This is a genomic window from Castellaniella caeni NBRC 101664 (assembly GCF_001592225.1).
GTDB classification, from domain to species: domain Bacteria; phylum Pseudomonadota; class Gammaproteobacteria; order Burkholderiales; family Burkholderiaceae_B; genus Castellaniella; species Castellaniella caeni.
The window spans coordinates 49,393-65,830 of record NZ_BCWN01000006.1 but is presented as its reverse complement, the minus strand read 5'-3'; the positions used below and the strand labels follow the sequence as shown (position 1 = coordinate 65,830).

Genomic DNA, 16,438 nt, shown 5'->3' with positions numbered 1-16,438 from the left:
GCGCTGGCGTTGGTGCCGATGCCTGCGCGGCGTGTTGCGCCCGCCGCATGATTCGGGCTGTTCAAGCCGCTGTCACCGTTTGAATTGTTGCGTTGCAACAAAAATGCTTGACCTGGGGTTTCTTTCCTCTATAATTTGATTTGTGCGCTGCAGCATCGTGCGAGCAGCAAAGAAGGTAAAGGCGTGATGCCTCAGAGCCTTCTACCCATTCAGGAGTCATCATGAGCGCAAACACCCAATCCCTGCTGGCCTCGCAAAAGGCCGTCATCGACAACATTCTTGCCGTGCAAGGCACGTTCTTCAGCGGCTTTGAAAAGCTGGTCGACCTGAACCTGAAGGCCACCAAGGCTGTCTTCGAAGATGCCGCGCAAAAGTCGCAAGAAGCCGTCGAACTGAAAGACGCGCAAGAGCTGCTGGCCTTCACCTCGGCGCTGGTGCGTCCCGAGCAAGCCGTCGCCTATGGCAAGGACGTCTACGAAATCCTGTCCAACGTGCATGGCGAACTCAGCAAGCTGGCTGAAGCCCAACTGTCGCAAGGCCAGGATCGCGTGTCCGAAGTGGTCGAACAATTCGCCCGCAATGCCCCCACGGGTTCCGAAGGCGCGGTCGCCCTGCTGAAGTCGTCGCTGGCCACGGCCACCAACGCCTACGAATCCGCCGCCAAGGCCGCCCGCCAGGCTGCCAGCGCCGCCGAGTCCAACTTCGCCGCGGCCACCAACGCCACGTTGAAGGCTGCCGCCGACGTGTCCAAGGCCGCCAAGGCTGCCCCGCGCGCCGCGCGCGCCAGCAACTAAGCTGCTGAGTCGTGCCGGGCATCTGCCCGGCATCGCCGACAGGCCAAAGCAAAGGGCCGCTCCATTTGGGGCGGCCCTTTGCTTTGAGTGTGCCGTTTGGCGGTGGGCGATGGGCCAGGCCGTATGTACATAATTCCTCCATTTTCTGCGCCATGCTTTTTCGTATACTCGCACAGGATGCCGCGCCCGTTGCGGTGAATGAATTTGACCCTTCTCACCATGTCTTCTGTGCGTCGCTCCCTGTTGTTTGTTGGTCTGCCGGTTCTGTTGGTGCTGGGCGCGCTCGTCTGGTGGGTCAGCCGCACGACGGCAGCCCCGGTGCCCGCGTCCGCTGGCGCCGACGCGCCGGTGCGGGTACACACGGCGCTGGTGCAAGCTCGCAACGTCCCGATGCGGCTGCAGGGGCTGGGGGCGGTACAGGCCTGGGAAACCGTCACGGTGCGCTCGCGCATCGACGGCCAGCTTGAAAAGGTGGGTTTCAAAGAAGGCGACACCGTGCGCCGGGGGCAGCTGATCGCCCAGCTCGACGACCGCGCCCAGCAAGCCCAGCTGGCCCAGGCGCTGGCGCAAAAAGCTCACGATCAGGCGCTGCTGGACAACGCCCGCCGTGATCTCAAACGCTATACCGAACTGGCCCGTCAGTCCGCCATCGACCGCCAGACGCTCGATACGCAGCGGGCGCAGGTGGCGACGCTGCAGGCCACGTTGCAGGCCGACGACGCCCAGGTGCAGGCGGCCCGGGTGCAGCTCGACTACACCCGCATCCTGTCTCCCCTCACGGGGCGCACGGGGGCCCGGCTGGTCGATCCCGGCAACCTGGTCAAGGCCAGCGATACGCAGGGGCTCGTGGTCATCAACCAGCTCGACCCCGTGGCGGTCAGCTTCACCGTGCCCGACACCGCGTATGCCCAGGTGCGGGCGGCCCTGCGGCGCACCGCCGGGCAAGGCCCTGACGTCACGGGGGCGCAGCCGCCCGTCGTGGCCGCCCGCCCGGATGCCACGGCACCGCAGCCGCCCGCCACAGCCGCAAGCCCGGACGTCACAGTGCGGGGCCCGATCCGGGTCGAGGTGTTCGAGCAGGGCAAGAACCGTCTGCTGGGCCAGGGCGAGCTGGTGCTGGTGGACAACCAGATCGATGCCAGCAGCGCCACCTTGCGCCTGAAGGCGCGGCTCGACAACGCCGGGCATGTGCTGTGGCCCGGCCAGACGGTCGATGTGCGCCTCATCCTGGGCGATCATGAAAACGCGCTGGTCGTGCCTGATTCCGCCGTGCAGCGCAGTGCCAGCGGCCTGTTCGTCTATGTCGTGGGGGCCGATGACAGCGTGCGCGCACAGCCGGTGCGCGTGCTGGTGTCGCAAGATGGCCACAGCCTCGTCGCCCAGGGCCTGACGCAAGGCGAGCGGGTGGTGACCGACGGCCAGTACAAGCTCAAACCGGGTGCCCGGGTGGCTGAAATCGAAGACGCCGCACCTGCCGCCGCCCCGCGCCCGGCGGCTTCCTGAGCCCGAGCGCCAAGCCCATGGACATTTCCAAGCCTTTCATTCAGCGCCCGATCGGCACTTCGCTGCTGGCCCTCGCCGTGTTCTTGCTGGGGCTGGCGGTATTTCCGCTGTTGCCGGTGGCGCCTTTGCCGCAGGTGGATTTTCCCACCATCCAGGTGACGGCCAAGCTGCCCGGCGGCAGCCCCGAGACCATGGCCACCAGCGTGGCCCAGCCGCTCGAACGGCAGTTTTCCACCATCCCGGGGCTGGCGCAGATGAGCTCGCAAAACGCCCTGGGGCAGTCGAGCATCACCTTGCAGTTCGATCTCGATCGCAACATCGACGGGGCGGCGCTGGACGTGCAGACCGCCATTGCGGCGGCGGCGCGCCAGCTGCCGTCGAACATGCCCAGCCCGCCCACCTTTCGCAAGATCAATCCGGCCGACTTTTCCATCCTGATCCTGTCGGTGCAGTCGGACGTGCTGCCCATCACGGTGGTCAACGACTACACTGACAACATCCTGGCCCAGCAGCTGTCGCGTGTCGATGGGGTGGGGCAGGTCAATATCTTCGGCCAGCAGAAGCCCGCCATCCGGGTGCAGGTCGATCCGCGCAAGATCGCCTCGCTGGGGCTCGACCTCGAAGCCATCCGGGGGGTCATCGCCACCACCACGGTGAGCCAGCCCAAGGGCACCATTGACGGCGCCAGGCAAAGCTTCACCATCTACACGAACGACCAGATCGTCGATCCCAACCCCTGGAACGACACCATCGTGGCCTGGCGCAACGGGGCGCCGGTGCGCATCCGCGACATCGGCCAGGCGGTGGACGGGCCCGAAGACGCCAAGCAGGCGGCCTGGGCCTTTGCCGGCAAGGCCGCGGCCCAGGGCGATGCGGCCCTCAATGGCCGTTCGCTCGTGGTGGGCATCACCAAGCAGCCGGGGGCCAACGTCATCGATACCGTGGCGCGCATCCGCGCCGAGCTGCCCACGCTCATGGCGTCCATGCCGGCCAGCATCCACGTCAGCACGCTGGTCGATCGCACGCAGAACATCCAGGCTTCGGTGCACGAGGTCGAGTTCACCCTCATCCTCTCGATCGTGCTGGTGGTGCTGGTCATCTTCATGTTCCTGCGCAACGTGGCGGGCACGTTGATCGCCAGCGCAGCGGTGCCGCTGGCGCTGTTCGGCACGTTTGCCCTCATGTATCTGGCGGGCTACAGCCTGGACAACCTCTCGCTCATGGCGTTGACGATTTCCGTGGGCTTCATCGTCGATGACGCCGTGGTCATGCTGGAAAACATCTGGCGCCACGTCGAAGAAGGCATGCGACCCATGGAAGCCGCCCTGCGCGGGGCGCGCGAAATCGGCTTCACCATCGTTTCCATTTCGGTCTCGCTCATGGCGGTGTTCATCCCGCTGCTGCTCATGGGGGGCATCGTCGGGCGCCTGTTTCGCGAGTTTGCCGTCACCGTCATCATGACGATTGCCGTTTCGGTGGTGGTCACGCTCACGCTGACGCCCATGCTGTGTTCGCGCTTTCTGCGCGACCTGCAGCACGCGCGCCACGGGCGCATCTACCAGGCCTTCGAGCGTGGCTTCGACGCGCTGCTGGATGCCTACCGCCGGGCGCTGGACGTCGTCCTGCGGCATTCCTTCATCACCCTGTGTGTGTTCCTGGCCACGGTGGCGGCTTCGGTGGCGCTGCTGGTCGTCATTCCCAAGGGCTTTTTCCCGCAGCAGGATACCGGCACCATTTTCGGCCTGGCCGAGTCGGCGCAGGACAGCTCGTTCGAGGCCATGAACGAGCGCATGATGGCGCTGGCCGACGTGCTGCGCCAAGACCCCGACATTGCCGGTTTCGGCATGACCAGCAATGCGCCCACCTTCAATACCGGGCGCTATTTCATCAGCCTCAAGCCCCGCAGCCAGGGCCGCACGGCCAGCGCCGACCAGGTGATCCGCCGCTTGAACCCCGAGCTGGCCAAGGTGCCGGGGGTGCGCCTGTTCATGCAGGCCAGCCAGGACATCAATGTGGGTGGGCGCCTGGCGCGCACGCAATACCAGTACACGCTCACCAGCGCCGACCTCGACGAGCTGAATACCTGGGCGCCGCGCCTGCTGCAGCGTTTTCACACGCTGGCGCCGCTCGCCGACCTGGCCACCGACCAGCAGAGCAACGCCAACACCGCCGTCGTGACCATCGACCGCGCCCGGGCGGCCATGTTTGGCATCAGCCCCGCGCTCATCGACAGCACCATCTACGATGCCTTGGGGCAGCGCCAGGTGGCGCAGTACTTTACCCAGATCAACAGCTACAACGTGGTGCTCGAAATCACGCCGCAGTGGCAGCGCGACCCGGACGTCTTCTCGCATCTGTACGTCAATTCGCCACTCACGGGTGAGCAGGTGCCTCTGTCCAGCCTGGTGAAGGTAGACACCAGCAAGACGGGCTTCCTGTCGATCAATCACCAGGGGCAGTTTCCTGCCGTGACGATCTCCTTCAACCTGGCGCAGGGTTACTCACTGGGGCAGGCCGTCGATGCCATCCGCCAGGCCCAGGCCGAGATGGCCGTGCCCATTTCGATCCAGGGCTCGTTTCAGGGGACGGCACAGGCCTTCGAACAGTCGCTCGCCACGCAGCCCTATCTGATCACCGCCGCGCTCGTGGCCGTGTACATCGTGCTGGGGTTGTTGTACGAAAGCTATATCCACCCGCTGACGATTCTGTCCACCTTGCCCGCGGCGGGGGTGGGAGCCTTGCTCATCCTGATGGCCAGCGGCTTTGATTTCAGCGTGATTGCGCTCATTGGCATCTTGTTGTTGATCGGCATCGTCAAGAAAAACGGCATTTTGCTCATCGACTTTGCCATCGTGGCCGAGCGCGAGCAGGGCCTGTCGCCGCGCGAGGCCATCTACCAGGCCTGCCTGCTGCGCTTCCGGCCCATCCTGATGACCACGCTGTGCGCGCTGTTTGCCGGCCTGCCGCTGATGCTGGGCACCGGGGCGGGGTCAGAGCTGCGCCAGCCGCTGGGCTATTCGATGGTGGGCGGGCTCATCCTGTCGCAGGCGCTGACCCTCTTTACGACCCCGGTGGTGTATCTGTATCTCGACCGTGTACACCATCATTACGTGCGCGGGCGGGCGCTGAAGCAGGCGCGGCGCCTGCGTGCCCGACGCCTGGCGGCGCGGGCGGCATCCTGAGCGGCAGCCCCGAGGCGTGACCTGTCGGCAAGGCCATCGGCGTCTGAGCGGTCGTGCACGCCCCATGGGGTTTTCAGGCATCCATCTGATCTTTTCAGCGTGACGTAGCCTCGCCCGTGGGAGGCGTGGCCGGGGTGTGGCTGGCCAGCAGGGCCAGCCAAGCCTGGGCCGCTTGCGACAGATAAGCCTCTTTGTGCCAGACCATGGCCATGTCCCAGCGGATGTCGGGTTCGTCCAGCAAAACGGCAGTCAGCCCTGTCTGCCGGGGCTTGTCGATGATGAGCCGCGGCAAAAAGGCCAGGCCCAGGCCGCTGGCCACCAGGGCGATCAAAAATTCCACCTGGCTGCTCTGGGCGGCAATCGTGGGCTCGAAACCGCGCTGGGTGCAGGCCTGGCGCAGCATGCGGTGCATGACGAAGCCGCTTTCCTGCAAGACCAGCGGTTCGTCTCGCAGGTCGTTCAGGCGCAGGGTTGCGCGCCCGGCCAGTGGATGGCTGGCGGGCATGAGCACCATCAGCGGCTCGCGGCGCACCACCTGAAAATCGAAATCGTCGGCGACGGGCAGCAACGACGCGGCCAGTTCCAGTTGGCCCGCCCGCAGCAGGGTTTCGAGCTGCAGGCTGCCGTGTTCGCTCAGCTGGATGTCGATGCCGGGGTGCTGCTGGCGGTAACGGGTGAACAAGGGGGCGAAGAGCAGGCTCGAACCCACCAGCGGCAGGCCGATTTTCAGCGTGCCGCGCGCCAGACCGGCGAGATCTTGCAGCTCGGCCTTGAGTTCGTCGCGCAGGGCCAGCATGCGGCTGGCGTGGCGCAAGACGATGTCGCCGGCGGCGCTGGGCGTGATGCGGTGACCGTGCCGGTCGAGCAGGGGAAGACCCAGCTCGTCTTCCAGCTGGCGGATGGCCTTGCTGATCGTGGGCTGGGTGACGAACAGCGCCTTGGCTGCCGGGGAGAACCCGCCTTGCCGGACGACTTCGACGAAAGCCCTGAGCGTTCTCAAATCCATTCTTGATTGGAATATTGTTGATTCAAATAATTCATTTGAAGAATATTATCGCCAATCTTACACTGATGTCGTTCACATTCAGTACTCGAGCGGTAAGCAGGATGAAGTTGCGGGCGTTGCCCGTCTGGTCGCGCCGGGGCTTGCGCCACCGGACGTTGATGCAGGTGGGTCTCATTTTTGGATTCTGGGGCGCGGGCCAGGGGCTTGCGCACCTCAGCGGGCTACCCATCCCGGGGGCCTTGATCGGCCTGGTGCTCCTGTTGCTGGCCTTGTCCAGCGGGCGCCTCAGCCATCTCAGTGCGCGCCGTGGCGCGCAGTGCTTCCTGGCCGACATGCTGCTGTTTTTCGTGCCCGCCGTGCTGGCCGTCACCGACCACCCCGAGTTTCTCGGCTGGCTGGGTCTCAAGCTGCTGGTGGTTGTGCTGGGCGGCACCCTGGTCGTGATGGTGGCGACGGCTCTGACCGTGGAATGGTGCTACCGGTGGCTGACGGCGCGCGGCGCGCAGCAGCGCCCGGACGTGCCGCGCCAGCCGTTGCGGCGGGTGGCGAGCCAGGCACCGGTCGAGGGGCGGTCATGATCCACCTGCCGAATTCGGCCTGGCTGGGTTGGTTGCTTGGGCAGCCCGTGCTGGGCATGGTGTTCTGGTCGGCCGTCACGGTGCTGGCGTACCTGTTCGCCAAGAAGCTCTATGGCCGCTACCGGCAATGGTGGCTGATGCCGCTGGCGCTGGCCCCGGCGCTGCTCATCATCGTGGTGCTGCTCACGGGGCTGAGCTACCAGCAGTACATCCGCGACACGGGCTGGCTGGTGGCCCTGCTGGGGCCCGCCACGGTGGCTTTTGCCGTGCCCATCTACGAGCAGCGCGCCCTGATCCGCACGCATTGGCCAGTGCTGCTGGTGGGCATGCTGGTCGGCAGCCTGACGGCGCTGGCCACGGCCTGGGGTCTGGCCAATCTGATGGGGCTGGACGACAGCCTGCGCCTGAGCCTGATGCCGCGTTCAATCAGCACCCCGTTTGCCATGCAGATGTCCGGCGACATCGGCGGTGTGCCCGATCTGACCGCGGTCTTCGTGGTGGTGACCGGGGTGTTTGGCGCCCTGGTGGGCCACGTGCTGCTGGCGTGGTTGCCCACGCGCTCGGTGCTGGCCCGGGGCTCGCTGCTGGGCGTGGGCGCCCACGCCGCCGGCACGGCGGCGGCCTATGAGCTGGGCCGCGAAGAAGGGTCGATCGCCGGCCTGGTGATGGTCTTGATGGGCCTGCTCAATGTGGTCGGCACCGTGGTGGTGATGGCCCTGTGAGGTGGCGACGGCGCGTGCAGCCTGGCTGTCGCCAAGACGCGCGATCTGCTGCGATGGCAACGCGACATTTGCCTGGTGGGCAATCACCCCGTTCTAGTTGCGCGCCACCGATGTCAGCCCGGCCACCAACTGGTCGATGAAGAAGGTGTACAGCACTGCGATGGGGATGCTGGCGATCAGTGCCCCAGCCAGCAGAGGCCCCCAGTGGTAGACGTCGCCGCGGATGAGTTCGGTGGGCACGGCGATGCTGATGGTCTTGTCGGCGGTGTGGGTGACGAAGGCCAGGGCGTAGATGAATTCGCTGGTGGACAGCGTGAAGGCGAAGACCACCACCGTCATGAGCCCGGGCAGGGCCAGCGGCAGCACTACGTGGATGAAGGCGCTGAAGCGGTTGTGACCATCGATCATGGCCTGTTCTTCGATGTCGCGCGGAATGCCCTTGAAAAAGCCCATCAACAGCCAGGTGCAGAACGGCACGGTGAATGTGGGGTAGGCCACGATCAGCGCCCAAAGCGAATTTTGCAGACCGAGAAAGGCGATTACCTTGGAAAACGGGATGAACAGCAGGGTGGGCGGCACCAGATAGCTTAAAAAGATGCCGATGCCCAGGGTTTCGCCCCAGCCGCCGGCAATGCGCGCCAGCCCGTAGGCGGCGGGCACGGCCAGCACCAGGGTGATGAGCACCACGGCCAGCCCCACCCAGACGGTATTGAGCAGCCACTGCACGAATTCGGTCTGCAGGAACAGCAGCTTCACGTTGGCCAGGGTGGGGGCTTCGGTGAACCAGAACGGGTTGTTGGCGGGCGAGAAGATGTCGCCCTGCGTCTTGAACGTGGTGATGAGCATCACGTAGAAAGGCAGCGCCGAGAACACCACGAACAGCAGGGTGGCGACGTACAGGCCCGAGGTGCGGGCGGGTGAGCGGGTGGCGGGCTGCATGGGCTCAGATCTCCCGGCGGCGGATGATGGACAGGATCACGATCGAGACGGCGGCCAGCACCGGCAGCAGGAACAGCGCCGTGGCCGCCCCCTGGCCCAGCGAGCCGCCCTGTACGCCGGTGAAAAACGCCAGTGTGGGCAGCACCTGGGTGGCGTTGGCCGGCCCGCCCCGAGTGAGGATGAAGACCGTGACGATGTCGGTGAAGACGAACACGAACGTGAACAGGATGGTGACCCCGAACACCGGAATGAGCATCGGCAGGATGATGTGGAAGAGCCGTCGGAAGTAGCCCGCGCCGTCGATTTCGGATTGTTCGAGGATGTCGCGCGGCACGCCGTTGAGGCCCGCCAGAATGATGACGGTGGCCAGTGGCAGCAGCCGCCAGACGTTGACCAGGATGATGGAAAACAGCGCCAGGCCGCTGCGCCCCAGCCAGAAGGTGTTGTCGAAATCGCCGAACAGCGCCCCTGGATGCCCCAGCAAACCGACGTTGCGCAGCACCCAGTCGAGCGGGCTGAAGGTGGAATCGAACATCCACAGCCAGGCGATCGAGCTGAGCGACGCGGGCGCCGTCCAGGGCAGCAGGATGAGAAAGCGGATGAGCCACTTGCCGCGCGTGGGGCGCACCAGCAGTTCGGCCTGAATGGTGCCCAGGATGAGCACGCCGATGAGCGTGCTGATGGTGATGACGAAGGTGTTGCCGACGGCACGCAGGAAGTCGGGGTTGTCGAGCAGGGCGCGGAAGTTTTGCAGGCCGATGTAGCGCATCACCGGGCTGCCGGTGGTGACGTCGTTGAGGCTGTAGACGATGGCCAGCACGATGGGGATGCCCAGCAGGAGCACGATGTACAGCACGGCGGGCAGCACCATGCCCATGGCAAGCAGGGTGTCGCGCTGGTTGAGCGTGAGCGATGAACGGGCCATGGCGTCAGCCCTTTGCGCGCAGGCCGGTGCGCGGGTCGAAGCGGCGCATCAGGGCGTCGGGCACGCAGAAGGTGCAGCTTTGCCCGGCGACCAGGCCCTGGGCCATGCGTTCGGGCAGCTTGATGATGAGGTCGGTGCGGTTGGGCGTGAAGACCCCGTAGATGAGGGCGTCGGCCCCCAGGTTTTCGACCTGCTGGATGTCGACGGGCAGGATGTGGTGCTGGGGCAGTTCGGATTGCTCGGTCACGCGGGCGTCTTCGGGGTGAAAGCCCAGCAGCCAGTCGCCTGCCGGGATGAGATTCATGGGGGGCGAACCCATGAACTGGGCCACGAAGGTGTTGGCCGGTTCGTGGTAGATTTCGTGCGGCGTGCCGATCTGCTGGATTTTGCCGTGGTTCATGACGGCGATGCGCTGCCCCAGGCCCATGGCCTCGACCTGGTCGTGCGTGACATACAGCGTGGTGATGCCGGTTTGCTGGTGCAGGCGCTTGAATTCGCGCCGCGCCGAGTGGCGCAGCTTGGCATCCAGGTTGGACAGCGGTTCGTCCATGAGAAACAGGGTGGGGGTGCGCACCATGGCGCGCGCCAGGGCCACCCGCTGGCGCTCGCCCCCCGAGAGCGCGCGGGGCTTGCGTTCGAGCAGATGGCCGATGCCGAAAAGCTCGGCCGACCACTGCACCTTTTTCTGGATATCGTCCGCGGACATCTTGATGGCTTCGAGCGGAAACGAGATGTTGTGCGCCACGGTCTTGTGCGGGTACAGCGCGTAGCTTTGGAAGACCATGGCGATGTTGCGCTTGCGCGGAGGTTCTTCGTTGGCGACTTCGCCGTTGATGCGGATGATGCCGCTGGTGGGGTGTTCGAGCCCGGCGATGGTTCGCATCAGGGTGGATTTGCCCGAGCCCGAGGCACCCAGCAGCACCAGGAATTCGCCATCCGGGACATCCAGATTGACGTCGTCAACCGCCTTGACGCGGCCATGGTTGTAGGTGGTGCACAGGTGCTCGATGCTCAGGCTGGCCATGAAGTCTCCTTGAGATTGTGAAGAGCCGGAATCAGGCTTTCTTGCCGCCGATCAGGCCGCGGCCCCGCCACTGGGCGTAGATGGCCGCGCACTGCTTGGCGGCTTCGTCCACCGCCTGTTCGGGGCTGAGGTCGCCGCGCGCCGCCTTGGCCATCATATTGGGCAGGATGAAGGTGTTGAAGACTTCGCCCACCGCCGGGTTGGAGTAGCCCGGATGCCCCAGGTTGGTCGTCCAGTCGGGGGCGGGCACCAGGGGCGCGAGCTTGCCGTCGGCCTCGCCGGGCAGCTTGAAGGGGTCGTGCGCGAACCAGGCGTCGTTGAGCTCTTTGAGTGTTTTGGCGTCTTTGACGGCGGTGTAGCCGCGGTCGCCCGTGGGCACGGGCGTGCCGAAGAAGCTGGGCGAGTTGTACAGCTTGCTTTGGTACATGGCCTGGTCGTAGTTGGCGGCCAGGTGCAGGATGAACTGCTTGGCGAGGTCTTCGCGCGCCTTGGCGAACTTGGGGATGATGTAGTTGTAGAGCACGTGGACGTTGGCCCAGCGGTCGCCCTTGGGGCCGGCCAGCGGGCCGGTGAAGAACACGTCTTTGGCGATGTCGGGCTTGGCTTCTTGCGCCGAGCGGTAGGCCGAGATGGAGTTGACGATGTACGAGGCCTTGCCGGCGATGAGTTCCTGGTTGTTGGAGGCCGCGTTCCAGGAGAAGATGGCGGGCGTCATGGTGCGGTGATAGAGGTCGGCCATGTACTTGACGGCCTCGATGGCGCGCGCGCGGTTTTCGCCCTGGCCCAGGATGACGTTGTCCTCGGCGTCTTGCACCGACGCCCCCCACGACCACAGCACCGAGCGCGCCACCATGTTGGAATCGAGCTCTTGCGACATGCCGATGCCCACCTGCACGCCCTGTTCTTTGCGGATTTTCTCGCCGACGTCGAGCAGCTGCATCCAGGTGTCCGGCCCGTTGGGCATGCCGGCCTTGTCCCAGAGCGATTTGCGGTAGTCGCCGCAATCGACCGTCCAGCCGTGGCAGAAGGCGTACCAGGTCTTGACCACCGGGTTGTAGGACACCCGCTTGGTGATGGGGAAGATGGCGCCGAACTGCTTGGCCGCTTCCTGGTTGATGTCGGCCATGTCCATGACGTTGGGCGTGAACTGGGCGGCTTCGGGGCCCAGCTCGATGATGTCGTGGCCCGAGTTGGCCGAGAGTTCGGAGGTGGTGGCGGTGACCAGGTCGCCGATGTTGATGTGGTCAACGGTGACCTTGACGCCGTTGGCCTCGCCCCAGGCCTTGGCAAAGGCGTCGAACCAGGTGTCGTAGGTGGGGACGAAGTGGCTCCATTGCAAAATCTTGAGGGTCTTGTCGGCGGCGAGCGCACGCAGCGGGTAGAGCGGTGCGCCGATGGCGGCCAGCCCGGCCAGGCCGCCCGCCTGCAGAATGCGGCGCCGAGAGGGAGAGTTGAGCGCATCGGAGCGATGGCGCATGGTGGGTTGCGGGGTGGAGCGTGTGTACGACATGACCTGCCTCCTCAAGGAAAGGGCAGGTCGTCAGACCGGATTGACTGGCGGCTCCACCCCGAACAGAAGAACGTGCAGTTGCGTAGCGGTCGCGTGCTGAATGGCGCGTCACGCAAGGTGAATACGTGATCGAGTGTAACGCGCCTTTGTCGGCCCGAGGCCCTGTTTACAGGTAAACCCTGATCGTTGCTTGAGGTGTCAAGTGGTTGGCGAGGGCGGCTGCGCGGGTGTGGCCGCGGCTCGATGGTTCAGTCGGGTCGATAGGCAGCGAGGGGCGGCTGCGCGGGACGGACAGGGCGCGGCTTCAGACGCGTTCGATGGCGTCCACGCAGGCCTTGATGAGCGCCGGCCCTTCGTAGATGAGGCCGGTGTACAGCTGCACGGCATCGGCCCCGGCCTGGATTTTCTCGGCGGCCTGGCGGCCGGATTCGATGCCGCCCACGCCGATGATGGCGGTGTCGTGTCCCAGGTGGGCGCGCAGGCGGCGGATGACGGCCAGCGACATGGCGTGCACCGGCGGGCCGGAAAGCCCGCCCGCCTCGTCGTCGTAGGGCAGGCCGCGCACGGCCTCGCGCGACAGCGTGGTGTTGGTGGCGATGATGCCGTCGATCCCATGGCGCGGGATGAGCTCGGCCACGGCATCGACTTCGTCGGTGGAGAGGTCGGGGGCGATCTTGACCACCAGCGGCGTGCGTCGGCCATGTTGTTCGGCCAGCGCCAGGCGGCGCGCTTGCAGCGCGGCCAGCAGTGCGTCGAGCGCATCGTGGCTTTGCAGGCTGCGCAGGTTCTTGGTGTTGGGCGAGGAAATATTGACGGTGATGTAATCGGCGTGCGGGTAGACGCCGTCGAGGCAGCGCAGGTAGTCGTCCACCGCGTGCTCGATGGGCGTGGCGGCGTTCTTGCCGATGTTCAGGCCCAGGATGCCGCCCTGGCGGCGCCACTGGCTTTTTTGCACGTTGGTGATGAAGGTGTCGAGGCCGTCGTTGTTGAAGCCCATGCGGTTGATGAGGCAGCGCGCCCGCGGCAGGCGGAACATGCGCGGCTTGGGGTTGCCCGGTTGCGCGCGCGGGGTGACGGTGCCCACCTCGATGAAGCCGAAGCCCAGGGCGGCCAGGGCGTCGATGTGGGCGCCGTTTTTGTCCAGCCCGGCGGCCAGGCCCACCGGGTTGCGCAGCGGCAGGCCCATGAGGGTGCGCGGCAAGGTAGGCTGGTGCGTGGCGGTCAGCAGCCGGGTGACGGTGCAATCGTGGTTGTGCTGCAGGGCGCGCAGCGTCCATTCGTGTGCCTGTTCGGGGTCCATGGAAAACAGGGCTTTCCGGGCCAGGGGATAGGTACGAAACAGGAGGGACATGGCTGTCGTGGATAGGCTAGGGTTGACCGGGCTGCCGCGGGCGCGCAGCCGCGGGCGCGCAGCCGTGCACAGAAGCGGGTGGTTTGGTTTGAGGCCCGTTTGGGCCAGGTGGCATCAGACGTCCGGGGGTTCTGCCCACACCCCGTCGCGCAGAATCTGGTGGGGCCGAAACCGTGACTTATAGGCCATTTTACGGCTTTCTTTGATCCAGTACCCCAGGTACAGCCAGGGCAGGCCCAGCTGTCGGCAGTAGTCGAGCTGCCACAGGATGCCGTAGGTGCCCAGGCTGCCGTGCCAGTCGGGGTCGTAGAACGTGTAGACCGCCGAGATGCCGTGGTCGATGCGATCCATGATGGCCACCATGCGCAGCACGCCGTCGGTGCCGCGGAATTCGGCCATTTCGGTGCGCACCCGGCTGGTGAGCAGAAACTGGGTGTACTGCGCCTGGTCGTCCTGATCCATGCCGGCCCCAGGGTGGCGCTGGCGCTGGTAGCGCAGGTAGAGCTCGTAGTGGCGGGCGTCCCAGTGCAGGGGCGCGCGCTGCACCGTGAGGCTGTCTTGCATGTGGCGCCACAGCTTGCGCTGCGTGCGGTCGCGCTGGAAGCGTTGCACATCGACGCGCAGCGGTATGCAGGCCTGGCAGCCGTCGCAGGCGGGGCGGTAGGTGAACAGCCCGCTGCGGCGAAACCCTTGTTCGATCAGGCGTGAATAGGCGGCGTCGTCCACCAGGTGGGCGGGCGCGGCGACCTCGGAGCGAGCCATGCGGCCCGGCAGATAGCTGCAGGGATAGGCCGCCGTGGTGTAGAACTGCAGGCGGCGGAAGATGGATTCGCTGGGTTTGCTCATGGCCGTGGCCGGAAGGTGGCGGTGGGGTCGTCGATGCTGTGGGCGGGTGATCTCGAAACGTCTGATGCGTTGCCTGTTTTCATTGTGGCACCGACCTTGACGGAAGGCCAGCCTGACGACGACGGCACGGTTGCCGATGCGGGGGTCTGCGCGTACCCTACCGGGCATGAATCTCGCAAGGAACCATGCCATGGAAGTCGAGCATCCCCAAGTCGTGCAGCTGGCCTCGCTGGGCAGGCGTTTCGATGCCCAGCTGGCGGCGCGCTGGCGTGTGTTGCCCCTTTATCAAGAGGATGACCCTCAGGCCCGCCTGCGCGCCTTGGCACCGGATGCGCCGCTCATCGTCACCTCGGTCAGAATCGGGCTGCGACCCGAGGTGCTGGCCGCATTGTCGGCGGTGCGGGCCATCTGCAGCTGGGGGGTGGGGTGCGACATGCTGCCACTCGATGCCGCGCGCGCACGCGGCATTGCTGTCAGCAACACGCCAGACGTGCAAAACGAATGCGTGGCGGACATGGCCTTTGGGCTGCTGCTGGCCAGCGCCCGGCGCATTCCGGCGTGCGATCGTTACGTACGAGATGGCCGCTGGAACACCCTGGGGCATTTCCCGCTGACCACCCGGGTATGGGGCAAGCGCCTGGGCGTACTCGGGTTGGGCCGCATCGGTAAGGCCATTGCCCGGCGCGCCCAGGGGTTTGGCATGCCGGTGCGCTACCACAACCGGCATGCCCGGGCCGATCTGCCCGCCTATGGCTTCGAGCCTTCCCTGACGGCGCTTGCCGCCTGGTCGGATTTTCTCGTCGTGGCGTGTCCCGGCGGGGCCGAGACCCGGCATCTGGTCGATGCTGCCGTTTTACGCGCTCTGGGCCCCGGCGGGACGTTGGTGAATATCGCGCGCGGGACAGTCGTGGATGAAGCCGCCCTGGTGCAGGCGCTGCAGGCGGGCGAGCTGGGCGGGGCCGGGCTGGATGTCTTCGAACACGAGCCTGCGGTGCCTGCCGTGCTGCAAGCGCTCGATCAGGTCGTGCTGGCTCCGCATACCGCCAGCGGAACACATGAAACCCGCGCCAGCATGTCGCAATTGGTGCTCGATAATCTGCTTGCCTGGGAAGAGACGGGCCGCTTGCTGACGCCTGTCAGCCTTTGAGGATGGCGCCGCTGGCTGAGGCTGCCGTCGTGGGCAGCAGTTGCCCGGCGGCCGTCAGGTGGCCGCGCCCCCAGCCTGGCTGCGGGGCGTTGCGCCCGGCCGCCAGCAAGGCCATGAACGCGGGCCTGGAAATCGGCGCGGCGCCCAGGCTGGCCAGGTGCGGGGTTTCCTGCTGGCAGTCGATCCACGGCACCTGCTGGGCCTGCAGGTAGCGCACCAGATAGGCCAGGGCCACTTTGCTGGCGTCCGTGGCCAGGCTGAACATCGACTCGCCGAAAAAGCAGCGCCCCAGGCTGACGCCGTACAGCCCGCCCGCCAGGCGCCCGTCGATCCAGGTTTCCACGCTGTGTACGTAGCCCATGCGGTGCCACGCGGCATAGACGGCGATGATGTCGGGGGTGATCCAGGTGGCATCGCGCGCCGTGGCGGATCGAGCGCCGGGCCAGTCGGCGCCGCTGCGCGCCTGGCCCACGCTCAGGCGCGGCGTGCCGCGATGGGCGCAGTGTGCGATCACGTCATCGAAGGCGAGATTGAGCGTCACCTGTGGTTGGCGGCCTACGTGCCTGTCGCCAGGCGGCTGTGCCGTGTCGGACGGCTGGGAGGCCCTTGCCATCCCCGCCTTTGTCGCCAGGCCTGCGCCGGTGGTCGTGACCGGATGGTCGAACTGCCGCATGCGCTTGGCCAGCGAGCGACTGATGCGCAGCTGGTCGCAGTGCAGCACCATGCGCGGGTTCGGGCTCCACCAGAGCACGGGGTCGCCTGGGCTGTACCAGGGAAACATCCCCTTGCCGTAGGCTTCCAGCAGGCGCGCCGGAGACAGATCGAGCCCGGCGGCAACCAGGCCATCGGGCAATGCCCGGCTGACGTCGGGCAGCGGGGTGTCGGGTTCGAGCCAGACGATGGGCATGGCG

At 66.1% G+C, this 16,438-nt stretch carries 14 protein-coding genes; 6 read left to right on the top strand and 8 right to left on the bottom strand.

Translation table 11 applies throughout. From position 1 onward, the window contains the following. The first annotated feature begins 221 nt into the window (after nt 1-221). The 3 genes from CCA01S_RS05725 to CCA01S_RS05715 all read left to right on the top strand — a co-directional run bounded on the left by CCA01S_RS05725 (nt 222) and on the right by CCA01S_RS05715 (nt 5,479). Complete coding sequence (locus tag CCA01S_RS05725) at nt 222-794, top strand: phasin family protein (RefSeq protein WP_066455343.1); 573 nt, start codon at nt 222-224, stop codon at nt 792-794. Between the two features lie 198 nt (nt 795-992). Next, entirely contained in the window at nt 993-2,297 is a 1,305-nt protein-coding gene (locus CCA01S_RS05720) for an efflux RND transporter periplasmic adaptor subunit (protein WP_232304978.1), read from the top strand. Between the two features lie 17 nt (nt 2,298-2,314). Further along, a complete protein-coding gene (locus tag CCA01S_RS05715; protein ID WP_066455341.1) occupies nt 2,315-5,479 on the top strand; it encodes an efflux RND transporter permease subunit in 3,165 nt (1,054 codons plus the stop codon). Nucleotides 5,480-5,573: 94 nt separating this feature from the next. Here CCA01S_RS05715 and CCA01S_RS05710 read toward each other — a convergent pair whose 3' ends face one another. Further along, entirely contained in the window at nt 5,574-6,485 is a 912-nt protein-coding gene (locus CCA01S_RS05710; protein ID WP_066455339.1) for a LysR family transcriptional regulator, read from the bottom strand. Nucleotides 6,486-6,586: 101 nt separating this feature from the next. Here CCA01S_RS05710 and CCA01S_RS05705 point away from each other — a divergent pair, with 101 nt between their 5' ends. Together CCA01S_RS05705 and CCA01S_RS05700 are read left to right on the top strand one after the other, a co-directional pair. Beyond that, nucleotides 6,587-7,063: a CidA/LrgA family protein gene (locus CCA01S_RS05705; RefSeq protein ID WP_084386528.1), complete on the top strand. Its 477-nt coding sequence runs from the start codon at nt 6,587-6,589 to the stop codon at nt 7,061-7,063. Beyond that, entirely contained in the window at nt 7,060-7,785 is a 726-nt protein-coding gene (locus tag CCA01S_RS05700; protein WP_066455337.1) for an LrgB family protein, read from the top strand. Before CCA01S_RS05705 ends, CCA01S_RS05700 begins: the two co-directional genes overlap by 4 nt. A 93-nt stretch (nt 7,786-7,878) precedes the next feature. On the opposite strand, the gene CCA01S_RS05695 is transcribed toward CCA01S_RS05700, so the two are convergent. The 6 genes from CCA01S_RS05695 to CCA01S_RS05670 all read right to left on the bottom strand — a co-directional run bounded on the left by CCA01S_RS05695 (nt 7,879) and on the right by CCA01S_RS05670 (nt 14,380). Further along, a complete protein-coding gene (locus tag CCA01S_RS05695) occupies nt 7,879-8,724 on the bottom strand; it encodes a carbohydrate ABC transporter permease (protein ID WP_066455335.1) in 846 nt (281 codons plus the stop codon). A gap of 4 nt (nt 8,725-8,728) precedes the next feature. Then, nucleotides 8,729-9,649: a carbohydrate ABC transporter permease gene (locus tag CCA01S_RS05690; protein WP_066455332.1), complete on the bottom strand. Its 921-nt coding sequence runs from the start codon at nt 9,647-9,649 to the stop codon at nt 8,729-8,731. A gap of 4 nt (nt 9,650-9,653) precedes the next feature. Continuing rightward, complete coding sequence (locus CCA01S_RS05685; protein ID WP_066455326.1) at nt 9,654-10,673, bottom strand: ABC transporter ATP-binding protein; 1,020 nt, start codon at nt 10,671-10,673, stop codon at nt 9,654-9,656. A gap of 31 nt (nt 10,674-10,704) precedes the next feature. Further along, nucleotides 10,705-12,183, bottom strand: a complete 1,479-nt coding sequence (locus CCA01S_RS05680; protein ID WP_066455323.1) for an ABC transporter substrate-binding protein — start codon at nt 12,181-12,183, stop codon at nt 10,705-10,707. A 304-nt stretch (nt 12,184-12,487) separates the two neighbouring features. Next, complete coding sequence (locus tag CCA01S_RS05675) at nt 12,488-13,534, bottom strand: quinone-dependent dihydroorotate dehydrogenase (protein WP_066455321.1); 1,047 nt, start codon at nt 13,532-13,534, stop codon at nt 12,488-12,490. Nucleotides 13,535-13,648: 114 nt separating this feature from the next. After that, nucleotides 13,649-14,380: an arginyltransferase gene (locus tag CCA01S_RS05670; RefSeq protein ID WP_066455318.1), complete on the bottom strand. Its 732-nt coding sequence runs from the start codon at nt 14,378-14,380 to the stop codon at nt 13,649-13,651. 190 nt (nt 14,381-14,570) lie between these two features. On the opposite strand from CCA01S_RS05670, the gene CCA01S_RS05665 reads away from it, so the two are divergent. Next, nucleotides 14,571-15,527, top strand: coding sequence for a 2-hydroxyacid dehydrogenase (locus CCA01S_RS05665; protein ID WP_066455316.1), 957 nt, complete (start codon nt 14,571-14,573; stop codon nt 15,525-15,527). On the opposite strand, the gene CCA01S_RS05660 is transcribed toward CCA01S_RS05665, so the two are convergent. Continuing rightward, complete coding sequence (locus tag CCA01S_RS05660) at nt 15,517-16,434, bottom strand: leucyl/phenylalanyl-tRNA--protein transferase (RefSeq protein ID WP_084386526.1); 918 nt, start codon at nt 16,432-16,434, stop codon at nt 15,517-15,519. The two genes, CCA01S_RS05665 and CCA01S_RS05660, sit on opposite strands and share 11 nt — an antisense overlap. Nucleotides 16,435-16,438 lie beyond the last annotated feature (4 nt).

Coding starts and splice junctions, on each gene's coding strand:
- CCA01S_RS05670 (WP_066455318.1), bottom strand. CDS start 14,380: ATGAGCAAACCCAGCGAATCCATCTTCCGCCGCCTGCAGTTCTACACC.
- CCA01S_RS05720 (WP_232304978.1), top strand. CDS start 993: ATGAATTTGACCCTTCTCACCATGTCTTCTGTGCGTCGCTCCCTGTTG.
- CCA01S_RS05715 (WP_066455341.1), top strand. CDS start 2,315: ATGGACATTTCCAAGCCTTTCATTCAGCGCCCGATCGGCACTTCGCTG.
- CCA01S_RS05680 (WP_066455323.1), bottom strand. CDS start 12,183: ATGTCGTACACACGCTCCACCCCGCAACCCACCATGCGCCATCGCTCC.
- CCA01S_RS05665 (WP_066455316.1), top strand. CDS start 14,571: ATGGAAGTCGAGCATCCCCAAGTCGTGCAGCTGGCCTCGCTGGGCAGG.
- CCA01S_RS05685 (WP_066455326.1), bottom strand. CDS start 10,673: ATGGCCAGCCTGAGCATCGAGCACCTGTGCACCACCTACAACCATGGC.
- CCA01S_RS05705 (WP_084386528.1), top strand. CDS start 6,587: ATGAAGTTGCGGGCGTTGCCCGTCTGGTCGCGCCGGGGCTTGCGCCAC.
- CCA01S_RS05710 (WP_066455339.1), bottom strand. CDS start 6,485: ATGGATTTGAGAACGCTCAGGGCTTTCGTCGAAGTCGTCCGGCAAGGC.
- CCA01S_RS05690 (WP_066455332.1), bottom strand. CDS start 9,649: ATGGCCCGTTCATCGCTCACGCTCAACCAGCGCGACACCCTGCTTGCC.
- CCA01S_RS05700 (WP_066455337.1), top strand. CDS start 7,060: ATGATCCACCTGCCGAATTCGGCCTGGCTGGGTTGGTTGCTTGGGCAG.
- CCA01S_RS05675 (WP_066455321.1), bottom strand. CDS start 13,534: ATGTCCCTCCTGTTTCGTACCTATCCCCTGGCCCGGAAAGCCCTGTTT.
- CCA01S_RS05695 (WP_066455335.1), bottom strand. CDS start 8,724: ATGCAGCCCGCCACCCGCTCACCCGCCCGCACCTCGGGCCTGTACGTC.
- CCA01S_RS05660 (WP_084386526.1), bottom strand. CDS start 16,434: ATGCCCATCGTCTGGCTCGAACCCGACACCCCGCTGCCCGACGTCAGC.
- CCA01S_RS05725 (WP_066455343.1), top strand. CDS start 222: ATGAGCGCAAACACCCAATCCCTGCTGGCCTCGCAAAAGGCCGTCATC.